The 17696-nt window shown below is 61.6% G+C and carries 14 protein-coding genes; 9 read left to right on the forward strand and 5 right to left on the reverse strand.

Annotated elements, in window-relative coordinates:
- Position 1: 1 nt before the first annotated feature.
- The gene (locus FH975_RS10760; protein ID WP_162321359.1) at positions 2-1825 is read right to left on the reverse strand and encodes an acetolactate synthase large subunit; all 1824 of its coding nucleotides are present in this window, start codon (positions 1823-1825) and stop codon (positions 2-4) included.
- 286 nt (positions 1826-2111) lie between these two features.
- On the reverse strand, positions 2112-3251 hold the full coding sequence (locus FH975_RS10765; protein WP_153078585.1) for a 3-isopropylmalate dehydrogenase: 1140 nt from the start codon (positions 3249-3251) through the stop codon (positions 2112-2114).
- Positions 3252-3419: 168 nt separating this feature from the next.
- On the opposite strand from FH975_RS10765, the gene FH975_RS10770 reads away from it, so the two are divergent.
- From FH975_RS10770 to FH975_RS10805, 8 genes are all read left to right on the forward strand, one after another.
- Positions 3420-4883, forward strand: a complete 1464-nt coding sequence (locus FH975_RS10770) for an aldehyde dehydrogenase family protein (RefSeq protein ID WP_162321360.1) — start codon at positions 3420-3422, stop codon at positions 4881-4883.
- Between the two features lie 15 nt (positions 4884-4898).
- Positions 4899-5678, forward strand: a complete 780-nt coding sequence (locus FH975_RS10775) for an SDR family NAD(P)-dependent oxidoreductase (RefSeq protein WP_162321361.1) — start codon at positions 4899-4901, stop codon at positions 5676-5678.
- Between the two features lie 99 nt (positions 5679-5777).
- A complete protein-coding gene (locus FH975_RS10780) occupies positions 5778-7214 on the forward strand; it encodes an amidase (RefSeq protein WP_162321362.1) in 1437 nt (478 codons plus the stop codon).
- A 14-nt stretch (positions 7215-7228) separates the two neighbouring features.
- Complete coding sequence (locus FH975_RS10785; protein WP_162321363.1) at positions 7229-8773, forward strand: ABC transporter substrate-binding protein; 1545 nt, start codon at positions 7229-7231, stop codon at positions 8771-8773.
- A gap of 21 nt (positions 8774-8794) precedes the next feature.
- Positions 8795-9739 (forward strand): ABC transporter permease, encoded by a 945-nt coding sequence (locus FH975_RS10790; protein WP_153078580.1) that lies wholly within the window; start codon positions 8795-8797, stop codon positions 9737-9739.
- The gene (locus FH975_RS10795; protein ID WP_162321364.1) at positions 9736-10617 is read left to right on the forward strand and encodes an ABC transporter permease; all 882 of its coding nucleotides are present in this window, start codon (positions 9736-9738) and stop codon (positions 10615-10617) included. Before FH975_RS10790 ends, FH975_RS10795 begins: the two co-directional genes overlap by 4 nt.
- Positions 10614-12404: a dipeptide ABC transporter ATP-binding protein gene (locus tag FH975_RS10800; protein WP_162321365.1), complete on the forward strand. Its 1791-nt coding sequence runs from the start codon at positions 10614-10616 to the stop codon at positions 12402-12404. The genes FH975_RS10795 and FH975_RS10800 overlap by 4 nt, the downstream gene beginning before the upstream one ends.
- A complete protein-coding gene (locus FH975_RS10805) occupies positions 12405-13184 on the forward strand; it encodes a FadR/GntR family transcriptional regulator (protein WP_162321366.1) in 780 nt (259 codons plus the stop codon).
- A 34-nt stretch (positions 13185-13218) separates the two neighbouring features.
- On the opposite strand, the gene ilvD is transcribed toward FH975_RS10805, so the two are convergent.
- Both ilvD and FH975_RS10815 read right to left on the reverse strand, forming a co-directional pair.
- Complete coding sequence (gene ilvD, locus FH975_RS10810) at positions 13219-14985, reverse strand: dihydroxy-acid dehydratase (protein WP_153078576.1); 1767 nt, start codon at positions 14983-14985, stop codon at positions 13219-13221.
- A gap of 121 nt (positions 14986-15106) precedes the next feature.
- Complete coding sequence (locus FH975_RS10815; RefSeq protein WP_162321367.1) at positions 15107-15991, reverse strand: EamA family transporter; 885 nt, start codon at positions 15989-15991, stop codon at positions 15107-15109.
- Positions 15992-16084: 93 nt separating this feature from the next.
- Here FH975_RS10815 and FH975_RS10820 point away from each other — a divergent pair, with 93 nt between their 5' ends.
- The gene (locus FH975_RS10820) at positions 16085-16999 is read left to right on the forward strand and encodes a LysR family transcriptional regulator (protein WP_162321368.1); all 915 of its coding nucleotides are present in this window, start codon (positions 16085-16087) and stop codon (positions 16997-16999) included.
- A gap of 6 nt (positions 17000-17005) precedes the next feature.
- Here FH975_RS10820 and FH975_RS10825 read toward each other — a convergent pair whose 3' ends face one another.
- Entirely contained in the window at positions 17006-17626 is a 621-nt protein-coding gene (locus FH975_RS10825) for an ANTAR domain-containing response regulator (RefSeq protein WP_153078573.1), read from the reverse strand.
- Positions 17627-17696: the final 70 nt, after the last annotated feature.

Consider the following 17696-nt stretch of genomic DNA (forward strand, 5'->3'; position numbering starts at 1 on the left):
CTTACTCCTCTTCGTCCCACTCGGGGGTCATATTGCGTGCGACTTGGATATCGCTGTTGGAGACCCCTGCAGGCACCATGGGCCAGACCATAGAGTCGCGGGAGACGACGAAGTCGATCACCACGGGACGGTCGTTGACCTCCAAAGCCTGGGCAATGACCGAGTCGATGTCCTCGTCGCGTTCGCAGCGGAGCCCAACGCAGCCGTACGCCTCGGCCAGTTTCAGGAAGTCAGGAATACGCACGACCGATTCGCCGGAAGGGTTAAGCGAGGTGTTGAGGTCGGTGTTGGAGTACCGGGACTCATAGAACAGTGTCTGCCACTGGCGCACCATACCGAGGGATGAGTTGTTGATGACCGCGACCTTGATCGGGATGTTGTTGATGGCGCAGGTAGCCAGCTCTTGGTTGGTCATTTGGAAACAACCATCGCCGTCAATGGCCCAGACTGTGCGCTCGGGGTTGCCGACTTGAGCTCCCATGGCTGCAGGCACGGAGTAGCCCATCGTGCCGAGACCTCCGGAGTTGAGCCATTGCCGTGGCCGCTCGTAGGCGACGAACTGGGCAGCCCACATCTGGTGCTGGCCGACCCCGGCCACGTAGACCGCCTCAGGGCCCGACGCCTGGCTGATCTTCTGGATGACCTTCTGTGGAGCGATCGCGCCGTCCTCTGGCGTCGTCCACCCCAAGGGGTATGTCTCCACCAGGCGACTCAGTCGTTGCCACCAGGGCCCGAGGTCCGGGCGGTGGTGCTTAGCGAAGGTTTCCTCCACAGCGTTTTTCAGTTCGGGGATGATCTCCTTGAGAGACCCCACGATCGGGACGTCTGCGTGCCGGTTCTTGGATATCTCCGCCGGGTCTATATCGGCATGGATGACTTTGGCTTCGGGGGCAAAAGAGTCCAGTTGTCCGGTCACCCGGTCGTCGAATCGAGCTCCGAGGGTGATCAGAAGATCCGACTGCTGCAACGCTGCGACTGCGGAGACTGTCCCATGCATCCCCGGCATACCGACGTTGTTCGGATGACTGTCCGGGAAGGCACCGCGTGCCATGAGCGTGGTGACCACAGGGGCCCCCACAGCTTCGGCCAGTTCAGCGAACTCAGCGCAGGCCTCTGCCTTGATGACGCCGCCGCCGAGGTAGAAGGTGGGGCGTTGGCTCGCGGCGATGAGCTTGGCTGCCTCACGCACCTGCCGCGCGTGGCCTCGCGTGACGGGCTTGTACCCGTTCAGTCCCATTTTCGGGGGCCAGGAGAAGGTGGTCTTCGCAGCCTGGGCGGATTTGGTGATGTCGACCAAGACGGGACCTGGACGTCCCGAGGAAGCGATATGGAAGGCCTCGGCGATCACCCGTGGTATTTCATCCGGATCGGTCACCAAATAGGTGTGCTTTGTGATGGGTGTCGCGATGCCGACGATGTCAGCTTCCTGGAATGCATCGGTTCCGATGACCGAGGCATTGACTTGGCCGGTGATGGCGACCATGGGCACAGAGTCCATATGGGCATCGGCCAGCGGAGTCACAAGGTTGGTGGCCCCTGGCCCAGAGGTGGCGAAGCAGACTCCGACTTCTCCGGTAGCCATAGCGTAACCCTGTGCCGCGTGTCCGGCACCCTGCTCGTGACGCACCAGGATGTGGTTGAGCTTCTCCGAATCCATGAGCGGGTCGTAGGTGGGGAGGATGGCTCCTCCGGGGATGCCGAACACGTCGGTGACGCCGAGTTCTTCGAGGCTGCGGATGATGGCCTGGCTGCCGGTAACAGTCTCGGGCGCGACGCTGCCCCCGGGTCCGTAGAGCCGGTGGTCGGCTGTTGTGGTTGTTAACATAGTCCCTGTCCAATCCCTATCTGCCCCGACACAGACGAAACCCCGGCGATGCGGAGTCCCTGTACGGGGCCCTCGTGCCGGGGTGATCGATCGGTTCGCGTCAGTTCTAGATCAGCAGACCGTTCATGCCCCGGCGGGGGCAATGACGGGTACTACTACTAGTCCTAGCATCTGGCGCATGGTCCTATACTTTCGCCCGGCGTCAGCTACGTCAATACCTGGTGTGTACGTCTCATTATTCGGACACGTAGGGCTCTGCATCAGTGTCGCCTCTGCCGTGATCCGGTCATCGGGTCTGGCGCTGCTGGGCGAGAAGACTCAGTGCGCTCATGAGCGACTTGTCATCGGCACCGTGTCGATGAGGATCGATCTGGCTGGCGCGGTCGGCTATACGCTGCCCTAGACCCGCAGTGTCAGATCCCATATCCGGGCCGGCGAAGGCTGGAAGCTCCGCCAGGACAGATGCGACCGCAGCTTCCAGGGTCAGGGCTGCTTGACGTTCTCCCAGACCAGCCAGGCACAGTGCCGCCGAGAGGGTCGCCGCAGCGGGGTTGGCCCACCCCTTGCCCGCGATATCCGGAGCGGATCCGTGCACCGGTTCGTACATACTTGGAGCAGAACCTTTCGGGTTGTAGTTTGCGCCGGCAGCCAATCCCAATCCGCCCTGCACGGTGGCCCCAAGGTCACTGATGATGTCTCCGAATAAGTTGTCTGTCACGACCACATCGAAGCGTCCTGGGTTCAGCGGCAGATGCTGACACATCGCGTCAGCATGTACATAGTCATGCTCGACGTCGGGATACCGCGATGCGACCTGGTCCACAGTGTCCTGCCACAGCCGGCCAGCGTGGACGAGAATGTTCGTCTTGTGACAGAGGGTCACCCGGCCACGCCGGGCCCGCGCCAGCTCAAAGGCGAACTCCACAGCGTCAGCGGTGGCCGCGGCAGTCGAGATCGAGTTCTGAATGGCGACAGCGTTGTCGGAACCGGTGTGGGAGAGGGAACCGCCTCCGGTGTACAGGCCTTCCGTATTCTCCCGAATGACCACTAAGTCGCAGTTCTCTGGGGTCACTCCTCGGACAGGGCTTTCGACTCCCGGATAGAGGCGCACTGGACGGATGTTGACAGATTGCGCGAACGCAACCCGTAGGGCGACGATCAGCCCGCGCTCAAGGACCCCGGGTGCTACTCGCGGATCACCCACAGCCCCGAGGAGTATGGCGTCATGGCCCCGGAGTGCTGAGATCGTCTCCTCGTCGACCACCACGCCGGTGCGCAGGTAGCGCTCAGCTCCCAAGTCGAAGTCCGTGGTGTCCACTGCGAAGTCATAGCGTTCAGCCACCGCCTGCACTCCGGCCAACGCTGCCTGAGTGACATCAGGACCAATACCGTCTCCGCCCACTACAGCCAGGGTATGTGTGCTCATTTGCTTCTTTACCTCCACAATTCTCATCTGCCCAGGCTGCGGCAGTGCTACTCATAACGGTGACTTGACCTATCACTGAGATCTGGAACACACTATAACTGTCTCAGTACTGGTCTGACCAGCATACGAGGACCGCCACTGACCTCCAGGCGAAAGGGACCTGTACAGATGAGTCACCACCGCGAATTTCTCATGCCCCCAATCCCCGAGGGCTTGCCAATAGGCCCGGGGTGGGTGACAGACCTGCCGACCTCGGCAGTGACCTTTCCCTACGACGGTTCAGTCGTGTCCTACGCCCCGGTGGGTCAGCCAGAGCATGCAAGGCAAGCACTCTCGGCTGGCGCTGACGCCGTGAGGTCCGTCGGTAAGCTCATCTCGGAGACCCGGCGAGCGATCCTGCTGGAGGTCCACGCGGCGCTGCGCCGTCACTCCGATGAGTTCGTCGAACTCCTGATCGCCGAGACTGGCAAAGTGCGGCGGGACTGCGAGGTGGAGATATCCCGAACCTTGTTTACCTGGTCAGCAGCTGCTGAGGAGGTCGGGCACATTCACGGTGAGACGGTTCCTCTTGATATGCAGGCCTCAGGGGCAGGTATGTTCGGGTTCTGGACTCGCAAGCCGATCGGTCTGGTTGTGGGGATTGCGGGTTATAACGCACCGCTCCTGTTGGCCAGTCACAAGATCGCCCCCTCTATTGCCGCCGGATGCCCGGTCATCTGCAAGCCTGCCCCGGCGACCCCGCTGACAACCCTGTGGCTCGCGGCTCTGGTCCGCGAAGCCGCATCCGCACATGAAGCCCCCCAAGAGATCATCCAGGTGGTCACGGGAGACGCCGAAGTGGGGAGCACATTGGTCCAAGACCCGCGTGTTGCCGCCGTGTCGTTCACCGGCTCCGACGCCGTGGGCCATCAGATCGCCCGCGACGCTGCACCGCGAAAGACGCTCCTGGAGTTGGGCTCCAATACGGCGCTGATCGTCGATTCTGACGCCGACATTGCCAAGGCAGCCGATGCGGTCGTGCGGGGTGGTTACTATTTCAACGGGCAAGCCTGTATCGCAGTGCAGCGAGTGCTTGTCTGCGAGTCGGTCCGCGATGAGTTCTTGGCCGAGCTCACGCCGAGAGTCGATGACCTGCGTATGGGTGACCCGCGAGATGCCGAGACCCAGGTGGCACCGCTGATCAATGAAGCATCGACAGAGCGCGTCGTGAACTGGATCGAAAAAGCCCAGCAGGAAGGCGCACAAATCCTGCGCGGCGGTGCCGTTGAGGGACGCACTGTGGAGCCCACGGTTTTGGTTGATGTGCCAGAGACAGAGGCAGCGTGGTGCGAAGAGATTTTCGCTCCGGTGGTGGCCGTACGATCAGTTCCGGATCTGGATGCCGCGCTGAAAGCCGTCAATCGTTCCCGATACGGGCTCCACGCAAGTATCTTCACCCGCTCACTGAGCAATGCCTTCAGGGCAATCGAAGAACTCGAAGTCGGCGGCGTCGTCGTCAATGAAGTTCCAGGCTTCCGGTCCGACATCATGCCGTACGGCGGAGTCAAAGATTCCGGCGTTGGCCGCGAAGGCCCCCGGTTCGCCATTGAAGAACTGACAGTCACCCGAATGGCCATCATCCGGCCGGAATAAGTACGAGGAACCACTATGGACGAGACCAACACCTACAAAGACCTCTTTCGCCTGGACGGGCGAAGGGCACTGATCATTGGCGCCGGGGGCATCGGCAGTGAGGCCGCACTGGCTCTGGCAGCCCACGGCGCTCAGATCACCTGCGCAGACCGGGACCCTTCCGTCGCGGAATCGACTGCCGCAGCAGTGAACGGGGAGTCGCTTGCGTTGGACATCACCAATCCCGAGGCCGTGCGCCAGGCTGCTGAAGATTTGCCAGATATGGATGTAGTAGTTCTCACCGCAGCGATGAACGTCCGGAAACGCATACTTGACTACTCGCCGGAAGAGTTCGATCGCGTCGTCAACCTCAACCTCAAGGGGACCTTCGCGGTCATCAAGTACTTCGGAGAGCAGATGGTCAATCGAGAAAAGGGCAGTGTCATCGTCTTCTCATCGATCCGTGACCAAGTCGTGGAACCGGGTCAATCTGTCTATGCCGCCACAAAAGCGGGTGCGGTTCAGCTGGTGAAAACGGCGGCTGTGGAGTTCGGAGAAGTCGGCGTCAGAGTCAACGCTATCTCGCCAGGCATCGTGGAGACTGCGCTGACGGACCAGATCAAATCCGATCCTGAGTGGTATAGGGCCTACGCGACGAAGAACGCGCTGGGACGCTGGTCGGTACCCTCAGAACTCGCCGGCGCGGTCGTCTATCTCGCCTCTGATGCGGCAAGTTATGTCACCGGCACCACATTGCGGGTCGACGGCGGGTGGACGTCAGTGGACGGCCGATTCACTCCCCCCACAGAATCGTGAAACACCGGTGACACACAGCCTGTGGTCTACTGGCCAGACCAGTACGTTATACTCAATTGTGATTCAGAGCACACCATTTCTAGCTGACGGGGTCGATACATGGAGTCACCAGCCACACCGCAATTAGCCGATCTGGACGCCGCGCAGTTGAGTGCCGCCTATGCCGCCGGAGACGCCAATCCCGTAGACGTCGTGACCGCGTGCCTGCAGAGAATGGACGCGTACGAGCCGGCGCTTCGTGCCATGGCTGAGAGATTCGATCATCAGGCCCTAGCTGCAGCAGAGTCTTCCCGGCGCAGATGGGAGCGTGGCGAACCCCTCGGCGTACTCGACGGAGTTCCCTTCACGCTGAAGGAGAACCAGCAGGTGGCCGGTTACCCCACCATACTCGGTTCGGCATCAACGGAGCCGGTCCCGGCTGAGCACAATGCACCCGTAGCGGACCAGGCCCTGGCCGCAGGTGCCTGCCTCCTGGGACGCACCACGATGTCAGAACTTGGAATGCTGTCCTCTGGCATTTCCTCCGCGCATCCGATCACTCGCAACCCGTGGAACCCCGAGTGGAGCCCGGGCGGCTCTTCAGGAGGAGCTGGTGCCGCATCGGCAGCCGGCTACGCTCCGATCAACCTCGGCTCAGACATCGGCGGCTCCATCCGCCTGCCGGCCTCATGGTGCGGCGTGGCGGGCTTTAAGCCCACATACGGCAGGATCAGCGTCGATCCGCCATACCCAGGGCGCACCATCGGACCCATGGGACGCTCAGTGGCTGACGTGGCTCGTTCCATGAGTGTTCTGACGGGGACGCATTCGGCTGATCCATGGTCTCTGCCCAAGGACGCTACGGACTGGTCTGATCTCAGCATCAACCCTGCTGGCCTCAGAGTGGGCGTGCTGCTCGACGTGGGGGACGGCACGGCAGTTGATCCCGAAGTTGCTTCCGTGATCCGTCAAGCCGCGGAGACCTTTGCCGCTGCAGGTGCCGAGGTCATAGAAATGCCGCCCTATCTCGCGCCCGGTACGGTGAGCCTGATCGACAGGTTCTGGCGAGCCAGCCACTGGCGGAAGTACACCGCGCTCAGCCCAGAGCGGCAGGCGAAAGTACTGCCCTTCATCGCGGAATGGTGCCGAGGCGCGTCAAGGATCACAGCCGAAGAGGCGCTTGCCGCCCACGACGCTCAGATTGACCTGGGACGCAAAGTCCTCAGCGCGACCGAACGCTTCGACGTTGTCCTCTCCCCCGTATCTCCCGGACCCGCGTTCCCTGCGGAGTGGCCGATGCCGTCGAATAACGTGGAGTCGGCAATGTCCCATATCCACTTTTGTGTGGGATATAACTTCTCCGGTATGCCTGCAATCAGCGTCAATGGTGGGTTTACCACTGCAGGGAGCCCAGTCGGTGTGCAGATCGCAGCGCGCCGGTATCAAGACCGCACCGCGCTGGCTGCAGCAGCATTCTTTGAATCCGAGCGTCCCGATGACGCCTCACAACCCTGGCCGCGACTTGACCTCGTAGACCACCGCACACCCGCACGATGAGAGGGAAGAAAACCATGAAGAGATTGGTTCGATCCGGCACACAACTGACAGCGTGTTTAGCCATCGGCGCTCTGGCACTTACAGGGTGTGGGGCTGGAGGCGATGACTCCGAAGATGGCGAAGGGACTGACACCAGCGGCAATGGCGCAGCCCAGGACGCGAGTGTCAGCATCGGCATGTTCGCTGTGCCAGCCAACCTGGACTTCACCACCACCGGTGGCGCAGCAGTATTCGAGGCCCTGCTGTACAACGTCTACGAGGGATTGGTGCGTCTCGATGCTGACGGAGAGGTTCAGCCCCTCCTCGCAGAATCCTGGGAAGTCAGCGACGATGGACAGGAGTTCACTTTTCAGCTTCGGGAAGACGCCACCTTCCACGACGGCACGGAGTTTAACGCTGAAGTCGTGAAGTTCTCCTTGGAACGACTCGACGAATGGTCGGCCAACACTCCGGAAGCTCTCGCAGCCATCGAATCCGTGGAAATCGTGGACGACTACGAGGTGACCGTGGTGCTCTCCGAGCCGGACTACAACGCACTCTTCTGGCTCGCGGGCCCACTGGGTGCCATGTTCGCACCAGACAGCGTTGATGACCTGGCCAACGACGCCAATGGCACCGGTCCTTTCGAGTTCGTCACGTACGAGAACGCCGTGCGCATGGAGTTTGCACGCAATGACGACTACTGGGGAGAGCCTGCCGGAGTAGCAGGTATAGAGCTGGTGTATTACGAGGACGCTTCGGCAGCTGCCAACGCGATCCGTACCGGCGGTGTCGACGCTATCCTGCGCTCAGAAGCCTTCGATCAGTTCGAAACATTTGAGGCAGAAGAAGACATCGAGGTGCGCGTGGGCTCCAGCCAGGGCGTCGTGGTGATGTCGATGAATCAGGATAATGAGGCACTCGCGGAGGACGATGTCCGCGAAGCTATCCACCGAGCCATAGACAAAGAGGCGGTGCTGGCTGCAGCGACGGCCGGGTACGGGGAAGTTCTTGGCGGACCCAGTGTGCCGACCGATCCCTACTACATCGATTTCACGGACACCTACGAATACGACCCCGAGGCGGCCCAGGAGCTCCTTGACTCCACCGGAGTCGATGACATCTCACTGACGTTCAATGTCCCCAACCGGGCGTACGCCGAAGCCTCCGCGCAGGTGATCCAGGACAATCTCGGGGAGATTGGCATCGATGTCACCCTCCAAACTCAGGAGTTTCCCGCAGTGTGGGTCGAGGAGAACATGGTCAATCAGGACTTCGACCTCGCTATCATCAACCATGTTGAACCCCGCAATATGAACAACTACGCGTACCCCGACTACTACTGGGGATACGACTCAGAGGATGCCCGGGATCTCTTTGATGAGGCTGCCGCGGCGACGGACGATGACGAATATGAGGCCAGCATGGAGGAACTCACCGAACTCATTGTCAGTGATACCCCAGGGGTTTGGCTCTACAACCCTCCCAACGTGGGACTTGCGACTGAAGGTGTCTCCGGGCTGCCCCTCAATGACCTCGGTGTGGGAATCGACCTCTCCGATGTCACTGTGTCCGAGTAGCTCAGGCTTCTGAGGAGAACCGTGCTGCTGAACGTGATTCGCCGGCTGGGAGTCTTCGCCCTGACGGTCTTCGTCGCATCCGTCGTCGTCTTCTTTCTGCTGGGTATCCTGCCTGGAGATCCCGCGCGCGCTCAGTTGGGTCTCCAGGCGAGCGAGGAGCAGGTCCAAGCGCTGCGTCAGCAGCTCGGTGTTGATCGACCCCTGCCAGTGCGCTATTTCGAGTGGATCACGGGGTTCTTCACCGGGGACATGGGGGTGTCCTACGCCTCCAGGACCCCGGTGGCACCACAGGTTCTCGACGCCCTTCAGGTAACCCTGCTGCTGGTGGTCGGCGGCATAGGAGTTGCGGTCCTCATTGCTCTGCCTCTCGGGATCCTCGCCGCTGTCCGGCACCACAGGCCCGACGGCACCCTGTTCTCAGCGCTGAGCCAATTGGGAATCTCCATCCCAAACTTCCTCGCCGGGCTGCTGCTGATTGCAGTGTTCTCGGTCGCCTTGGGTTGGCTGCCATCGGGCGGATGGCAACCCCCAGTCGCCGGGGTCGACTTTCTCCGGCATATTGCACTGCCGGCACTGGCTCTCGGTTTGGTCAATGGCGCCATACTGGCCCGCTATACTCGCGCCGCCGTCCTTGAGGTGATGCGTGAGGACTTTATGCGCACGGCTCGTGCCAAAGGCCTCAAGCCCGGTGCAGCTCTGGTCCGCCACGGACTTCGCAATGCCTTGGTGCCCGTGGTCACGGTCACGAGCATCGAGTTCGCCAACCTCATCATCGGTGCCGTCGTCATTGAGACGGTGTTCGTCATCCCAGGCCTCGGCTCAACTCTTATTCGTGCCGTCGCCAATCGTGACCTGATTATGATTCAGTCGATCGTCATGTGTGTTGTGGTGCTCGTGCTGCTGGTCAATCTGCTCGTGGACCTGCTTCGTCCCGTCATTGACCCCCGACTCAGGAGTGCTTCATGAGGAAGCAAGACGCAGGCTCAGTCACTGCAGCCCCCCGGACCACGGCGAGGCGCTCTCGTCGTCGAGGGGGCACCCCGCTGGTTATCGCCGGTGGCGCCTTGGTGTCACTGGTGCTTGTGATGGCCATTGTGTCGCTGGTATGGACCCCACAGGACCCGACAGCCACCGATGCAGTGAACCGATTGGCAGGACCAAGCCCTTCGAATTGGCTGGGCACAGACGGTTTGGGGCGTGATATTGCCTCGATGGTGCTTGCCGGTTCACGGGTACCTCTGATGGTGGGCCTGGGAACTGTCGCCGTGGGGTTCACTATCGGCATCCCCGTGGGTATCTTTGCAGCGATGACAGACCGCGGAGCAGGAATGTGGGTGATGCGGGGCAATGACATTCTGCAGGCATTTCCAGCTCTGCTGCTGGCCATAGTTCTTGCGGCCGTCTTCGGCCCCAGCACGCTTACGGCCGTCATCGCCCTCGGGCTGGGTCTTGCACCTGGGGTAGCTCGAGTGGTCCGCTCCGGCACCCTACAGGTGCTGAGCAGGGAATACTCTCTTGCAGCTCGTGCAGCCGGACGGGGCCCTCTCTACCTGGCGGTACGCCATGTGCTTCCGAATATTCGTGGAATTCTCATCGTCCAAGCGAGTGTCGGATTCGCCATCGCCATTCTCGCTGAGGCGGCGTTGAGCTTCCTGGGTCTGGGGACTCCCCCACCCGCAGCCTCCTGGGGCCGTATGCTCCAGGACGGTCAGTCTGTGCTGCAGATCGCCCCGCTCACAGTTCTCTGGCCTGGTATGGCCGTCGCTATCGCGGTGTTGGGATTCAATCTCCTCGGTGACGGACTTCGGGACCGATTCGATCCCAGAATGGAAGTGACACGTTGACCGTCGACCTCACACACAAACTGCTCAGCGTTGAGAATCTCACTGTCAGCGCCGGAAGCGATCAGCTGGTTCACGGCATCAGCTTCGAGATATTTCGTGGCGAGCGTGTCGGCCTCATCGGCGAGTCAGGGTCAGGAAAGTCACTGACGTGTTTATCAATCATTGGGCTGTTAGACGGCGGGCTGAGTGCCGAAGGCCGCATCATGTTCCACCACATCCCCCAGGAGCCGGTATCTCCCGAGGCCGAGACTCATGCACATAACCTGCTGAGTGCTGATGAGAACAAACTCTCCGGCATTCGCGGCAACCGCCTCTCAATGGTCTTCCAAGAACCGATGACTGCACTGAACCCACTGATGAAAGTTGGCGACCAGCTTTCCGAGGTGATCAGGCTGCATCGACCAAAGACTAAGGACCTCAAGGCAGAGGTGGTCCAGCTGCTGTCCTCAGTTCAGATTCCCAACCCCGTCCACACTGCGACGGTCTACCCTCATCAGATGTCCGGAGGCCAACGGCAACGCATTATGCTCGCCATGGCAATGGCGAACGGCCCGGATCTGCTTCTGGCGGACGAACCCACCACAGCGCTGGATGTCACCGTGCAGAAGCGAGTGCTGAACCTCATGGCCGAGCAGGTAGAAAGTGCCGGTTCATCTCTCCTCTTCATCACTCATGATCTCGGCGTGGTGTCGGAAGTGTGCGATCGCGTCATCATCATGCGTCATGGCCGAATAGTCGAAAGTGGTCCCATGGAACGTGTGTTCACGGCGCCTGAACACCCTTACACCCGTTCCCTCTTGGCCGCCTCCAGCCTGGAGACCCACCCTGGCACCCAACGACTAGTCACTCTGGAATCCGCCAGCGCAGACGAAGCAGGGACTCAGGAGAGTTTCGAACCCACATCCGCTCCGCCACCAAGGACCGCCACGGAGCGGCATCAACCGAGGGTTGAGCATCTCACGATGACCTCCGGGGGCGAGGCACCGGTGTTCAACCGCGTCGACGACCCTGTGATCAGCGTGCGCGATCTGACCCGAACCTATGGCAAACCGCGGCTCTTCGGTCGCAATAACCCTGTCCAGGCACTGCGCGGGGTCTCGTTCGACGTGGCGCTTGGACAGCGATTCGGCATTGTCGGCGAATCTGGCTGCGGAAAGTCCACACTCCTGCGCCTGCTCACCGCACTCGATGAACCCACTACAGGCAGTATCGAGGTGTCGGGAAGCTCGATCGTCGGCCGTCCGGAACGGCAGCTTCGCTGGCTGCGCGAATCGATGCAGCTGGTATTTCAAGACCCGATGGGATCACTCGATCCGCGCATGAATGTAACGGAGATCATTGCAGAACCGATGCATCGAGCAAGTCGTGCCGAGCGCCGCTTCCGAGTGGACGAGCTGCTTGAACAGGTAGGGCTGCCGGCGGGCTCTGCGGAGAAGTATCCGCATGAGTTCTCCGGAGGCCAGCGTCAGCGCATTGCTATCGCCCGCGCCCTGGTCACCCGGCCTAAGATTCTCATCGCCGATGAGGCGGTCTCCGCACTCGACGTCTCAGTACGGGCACAGGTTCTCAACCTGCTCGATGACTTGGTCGATGAGTACCAGCTCACGCTAGTATTCGTCTCGCATGATCTGAATGTAGTGCGGCATACCTGTGACGTGGTGGCGGTCATGAACGGCGGGCGCGTCATAGAGTGCGGACCGGCTGATGCTGTGATGGAGTCACCTCACCATCCGTACACCGCCGAGCTTGTCGCCGCGATCCCCCGTCTGCGAGAAGGTGCGTCCTAGATGCAATTCGAACCTGTGAAAAAGCTGAACTCCTACGAAATGATCGTGGATCAGATCGAAGCCGGAATCAGAGAAGGTCGGCTTCATCCCGGCGACCGGCTTCCCGGGGAGCGAAAGCTGATGGAGACTTTCTCCGTCTCCCGGCCCACCGTTCGGGAAGCCATGCGAGTGCTACACGCTACTGGAGTCGTCAACACTCGTGCCGGGGACCCCCGCGGAGCCGAAGTCCTGCCGTTCACCCCACAGGCACTGGAACGCCCGCTTGCGCGCATGACTCATCAAGAGGGAACTACTCGGGCGGAACTGATCCAGTTCCGCCTCCTTCTTGAAGGTCAAGCATCACTGCTGGCTGCGGCCGCCGATGACGACAGTGCGAAGCGCCGTATCGCAGCGCGCGCATTGGATCTGACTGATTTGGCCGAGAGGACCGGCGGTGCGAAGTCCACCGCTGAGATCTCGGAGGAGTTCGGGGAGGTGCTGTCGAATTTCCATTCGGCCATTCGGGCAGCATCGGGCAACCAGCTTCTCCAGGCAACAGGCCAGGCGGTTGATGAGGCTCTGACCACCGTCGCTCGGCAACGGCTAGGGGAAGAGACGGAGGCCCCCGCACTGGAGGCCCGGCTGCGCTGTTCGGCGCAGGATGCCGCGACACTGACTGAGCGCATCCGGGCCGGGGACACCGCCGGGGCCCGCAGGACAGCCACGGAAAACATCTACCGGTTTTACAAGGACCGCCTCTCACCCCACGAGCTGGAGGCCCTGGCCCCCCTCATCGGTTAGCTGAAGACAGGCCAGAGCTGCACTCCACCCGGACCTAACCGCAGTAGGCGCCCTCAGCCGCTGAGCGCACCAGTTTGGCGTACTTGCCCAACACTCCGGTCGTCACATAGGGAGGAAGCGGCTGCCAGTCCGGGCTAGCTCGGCGAGTCTCAAGTTCCGCCTCGTCGACCTGCAGGTCAATGGTTCGTCCGGCGATGTCCACACGGATCGTGTCACCGTCGGCGATGAACGCAATGGGACCACCGTCAACGGCCTCCGGTGCGATGTGCCCAATGCACAGACCTGTGGTGCCTCCAGAAAAACGACCGTCGGTGATGAGCAGCACATCCTTGCCCAAACCAGCGCCCTTGATGGCACCAGTGATCGCCAGCATCTCCCGCATTCCAGGCCCACCCTTGGGCCCCTCATAGCGGATGACGACGACGTCGCCGGACTGGATTCTGCCCTCTTCGAGCGCCTTCAGCGCCTGTTGTTCACGTTCGAACACGCGGGCGGTTCCCTCAAAGATCTCAGCGTCGAAGCCGGCGGACTTCACGACGGCACCTTCCGGCGCCAGGCTGCCGCGCAGCACTGCGATGCCGCCGTTGTGGTGAATCGGATTGTCCAGGGTCCGAATGATCTTCCCATCAATATCCGGCGGGTTGATCTCAGCGAGGTTCTCGGCGACGGTCTTTCCGGTCACCGTGAGGCAGTCTCCATGGAGCAGCCCCGCGTCGAGTAGGGCGCGCATCACCACAGGCACACCTCCGACGCGGTCGACGTCGACCATTACGTGCTGGCCGAAAGGCTTGAGGTCCCCCAGGTGAGGGACCTTATCGCCGATCCGGTTGAAGTCCTCCAGCTCCAGGTCCACTTCAGCTTCCCGAGCGATGGCCAGAAGATGCAGCACTGCATTGGTGGAACCGCCGAAGGCCATGGTGACAGCGATGGCGTTTTCGAAGGATTCGCGGGTGAGGATGTCCCGAGTGGTGATTCCCTTGCGAAGCAGCTCTACCACTGCTTCTCCCGACTTATGGGCGTAGTAGTCGCGGCGTCGATCTGCGCTGGGCGGAGCAGCCGATCCCGGGAGCGAGAGACCCAGGGCCTCACCGATGCATGCCATGGTGTTGGCGGTGTACATGCCGCCGCAGGCGCCCTCGCCTGGGCAGATGGCACGTTCAATGACGTCGAGGTCCTCCTCGGTGATGGTCCCGCGGGCGCAGGCGCCGACACCTTCAAAGGCGTCGATGAGCGTCACTTCCCGCTCGGTGCCGTCTTTGAACCGCGCCACACCGGGCATGATCGAACCGGCGTAGAGGAAGACACTGGCGAGGTCGAGACGGGCCGCTGCCATCAGCATGCCCGGCAGCGACTTGTCACACCCAGCGAGCAGCACCGATCCATCGAGGCGTTCTGCCTGCATGACAGTCTCCACCGAGTCTGCAATGACTTCGCGGGACACCAGCGAATAGTGCATCCCCTCATGGCCCATGGAGATGCCGTCAGAGACGCTGATGGTGCCGAACTCCATCGGGTAGCCGCCCCCGGCGTGAACGCCTTCCTTAGACGCTTTGGCCAAACGGTCCAGAGAGAGGTTGCAGGGGGTGATCTCGTTCCAGGAACTGGCGATTCCGATCTGCGCTTTGGCGAAATCGTCGTCTCCCATGCCCACTGCCCGCAGCATGCCTCGGGCCGGCGCGCGAGTGTAACCGTCAGTCACTTGCCAGGATCGTGGCTTCTCCGGACTGGATGGACCGGTGACGGGTGTAGGAGGAACAGCGACGGGGTGATCAGCGGTGGTGCGCTCAGTGGGTGCGGACATGTGTGTCATATTACGCCGGAGTTTCGACTGACTCATAGCCCACCAAGCGCGTCTCACAACGTGGGAACCGGGTGGTGTCCCACCGTGCCTGGTAATCAGCTGGGAGCGCGGCCCATGACGCCTAGCGTTCAGGGGGAAGCCGCAGGGGGCGCCCGTTGGCCCAGAGGACACCTGCAAGCACCAGCGCGCCACCGAAAATCTCACCGACTGCCGGGGTCTGACCCAGCACCATCCAGGCCAGGACAATGCCTACCACTGGGACCAGCATGGAGAAGGGCGCTACTGTTCCAGCTGGGTGCCGACCCATCAGCCACACCCATATCCCGGAACCGACGATCGTGCCGCAGATGATGGTGAACGCCAGCCCCCACCACGCCGGAGCCGCAGTTGTGGTGAATGAGGTGGTTACGGCCACAGCGACTTCCTCTGGACCCTCTACTGCCAGGGACAGCGCGAACATAGGCAGCGGTGGAATCACCGACATCCACAGCACCAAACGCAACGGCTGAGGCGCCTGTGCCTGACGGGAGGCGAGATTCCCCAATGCCCATCCGAATCCGCCAAGTACGACGAGGAGGAACGGGATCCATCCGTCCGCTCCGCCTCGGGTAAGGCCCACCAGGGCCAGGCCGAGCACGGCCAGCCCGACACCTGAGGCCCGACGCCCGCCAAGCCGCTCGCCTAGGAGCAAGGCTCCAAGCAGCACGGTGAAAGGGGCTGAGGACTGCAGCACCAATGAGGCGAGACCAGCCGGGAAACCGGCAGCCATCCCCAGATAGAGGCCGAAGAACTGCAGTGTGCCGAAACCCAATCCGTAGCCGATCAGCCACCGCCACTTCACCTGCGGCCGAGGAACAAACAGTAGGACAGGCACCGCCATGATGAAGAAACGGAGAGCGACGAGAAAGAGCGGCGGGAACTGCTCCAGCGAAAAGTGGATCGCGATGAAGTTCGCGCCCCAGAGCACGATGACGATAAGTGCGAGGAGCACATGGCGGATGGGCATAGGACCCAGTGTGATCGGGGCAATCCTTCACCACAAGTGAATCTTTATACACGAACAGTGAAGCAACACTTCACTTTCTGGGATACTCCTCCTATGGACTACAGGCATCTTGAGCTGCTGCGCGAAATCGCCGCCCGCGGGACACTGGCTGCCGTCGCGGAGGCGACACATCGCTCCCCCTCAGCGGTGTCCCAGCAGCTGAGAGCGGCTGAGAAGGAGTGGGGAGTCCGGCTGGTCGAACCGTTTTCGCGGAGTGTGCGACTGACTCCGGAGGGTGAGCTTCTGGCCTCGGGAGCGGAGACGATCAGCGAGCACGTCGCCGAGCTAAAAGCCCGGTTGGATGCCCGACGCGGGGCACCAGCCGGCAGAGTCACCATCGGCACCCTTCCCAGTGCCGGAGAAGCACTGCTGCCTGGTCTGATTAGCCGTCTCCAGGGCAGCCAGATCAGACTGGAACTTGATGACTTTGACCTGGCTGAGGCGGACTTCGGGGCCCGAGCCCATGACGCCGATATCGTCATTGCCCACAGTGTCAGCGGCTCCGCTCCTCCCGGTACTGAGCGGCTGGAGTCTGCGGTGCTCGGTGAGGAGCCGCTCGTGGTCGCACTGCCAGCCGAGCATCCCATGGCCTCGGCGACCGCCATCGGTCCTGAGGAGGCGATTCGTATGGACTGGATCGGCGTACCGGAGGGATATCCCTTCGACACCGTGCTCCAGGCTTTTGAGGCGCGCACAGGGCAGCCAGTGAGGCGGAGACTACGCCTGCGTGACAACCGCCTGGTGGAGGCTCTTGTCGTCGCAGGCGTGGGACCAGCTTTGCTTCCCGGTTTCACTACCCGATCCCGGCAGGGCATGGTGCTCCGCCCCCTGACAGGAGTCAGGTCGAGCAGGCTCATACTCGCCCTCAGCAGATCTGACCGGAGGGCACGGCTCGTGGTTCGGACGGTCCTGAACCTGCTGACTGAAGTAACTGCAGAGCTCAGCGTTCGAGTCGATCACAGTGCGTGAAGACTCTCAACCCATCTGATCGACCACGGTTTCAGCGACCTCTCGCATTGTCAGACGCCGATCCATGGACGTCTTCTGGATCCACCGGAAGGCCTCGGACTCGCTCAAAGACATCTTTGAAATCAACAACGACTTGGCGCGGTCCACTAGTTTGCGAGCCTCAAACTTCTCTGCAAGGGTCGAGACCTCACTCTCCAAAGCGCGCAGCTCGTCAAATCGAGCCGCGGCAACTTCGATGGCCGGTATCAGGTCATTCTCACCGAATGGCTTGACCACATAGGCCATCGCCCCTGCCTCACGGGCAGACTCCACGAGGTCGCGCTGGGAGAACGCAGTCAGCATCACCACTGGCGCGATCTTCTCGTCAGCGATGATCTTGGCCGCAGTGATGCCGTCCATCACTGGCATCTTGACGTCCATGACGACGAGATCGGGGGTGTGCTGGCGGGCCAGCTCAACAGCCTTCTCACCGTTTTCTGCTTCACCGACGACGTGGTAGCCAGCCCCGGTCAGAATCTCGACGATGTCGAGGCGGATCAGCGTCTCATCCTCGGCCACCAGCACCCGGCGCTGTGTGCCTTCGACGGCACTGCTCTCCTCAGGTGAGGCTTCATTCTCCTCAGTCACAAATCTCCTCGATCACGATCGCGAGTTTCAGCGGCACCTGCGAATGCCGCCTGATGATTACATTCGCCCC

The organism is Nesterenkonia haasae, assembly GCF_010119385.1.
In the GTDB taxonomy this organism is placed as follows: Bacteria; Actinomycetota; Actinomycetes; order Actinomycetales; family Micrococcaceae; genus Nesterenkonia; species Nesterenkonia haasae.

Excerpts from the sequence above, each read along its gene's own strand:
- FH975_RS10780 (WP_162321362.1), top strand. The coding sequence starts at position 5,778 with ATGGAGTCACCAGCCACACCGCAATTAGCCGATCTGGACGCCGCGCAG.
- FH975_RS10775 (WP_162321361.1), top strand. The coding sequence starts at position 4,899 with ATGGACGAGACCAACACCTACAAAGACCTCTTTCGCCTGGACGGGCGA.
- ilvD (WP_153078576.1), bottom strand. The coding sequence starts at position 14,985 with ATGTCCGCACCCACTGAGCGCACCACCGCTGATCACCCCGTCGCTGTT.
- FH975_RS10765 (WP_153078585.1), bottom strand. The coding sequence starts at position 3,251 with ATGAGCACACATACCCTGGCTGTAGTGGGCGGAGACGGTATTGGTCCT.
- FH975_RS10785 (WP_162321363.1), top strand. The coding sequence starts at position 7,229 with ATGAAGAGATTGGTTCGATCCGGCACACAACTGACAGCGTGTTTAGCC.
- FH975_RS10795 (WP_162321364.1), top strand. The coding sequence starts at position 9,736 with ATGAGGAAGCAAGACGCAGGCTCAGTCACTGCAGCCCCCCGGACCACG.
- FH975_RS10805 (WP_162321366.1), top strand. The coding sequence starts at position 12,405 with ATGCAATTCGAACCTGTGAAAAAGCTGAACTCCTACGAAATGATCGTG.
- FH975_RS10760 (WP_162321359.1), bottom strand. The coding sequence starts at position 1,825 with ATGTTAACAACCACAACAGCCGACCACCGGCTCTACGGACCCGGGGGC.
- FH975_RS10770 (WP_162321360.1), top strand. The coding sequence starts at position 3,420 with ATGAGTCACCACCGCGAATTTCTCATGCCCCCAATCCCCGAGGGCTTG.
- FH975_RS10815 (WP_162321367.1), bottom strand. The coding sequence starts at position 15,991 with ATGCCCATCCGCCATGTGCTCCTCGCACTTATCGTCATCGTGCTCTGG.
- FH975_RS10820 (WP_162321368.1), top strand. The coding sequence starts at position 16,085 with ATGGACTACAGGCATCTTGAGCTGCTGCGCGAAATCGCCGCCCGCGGG.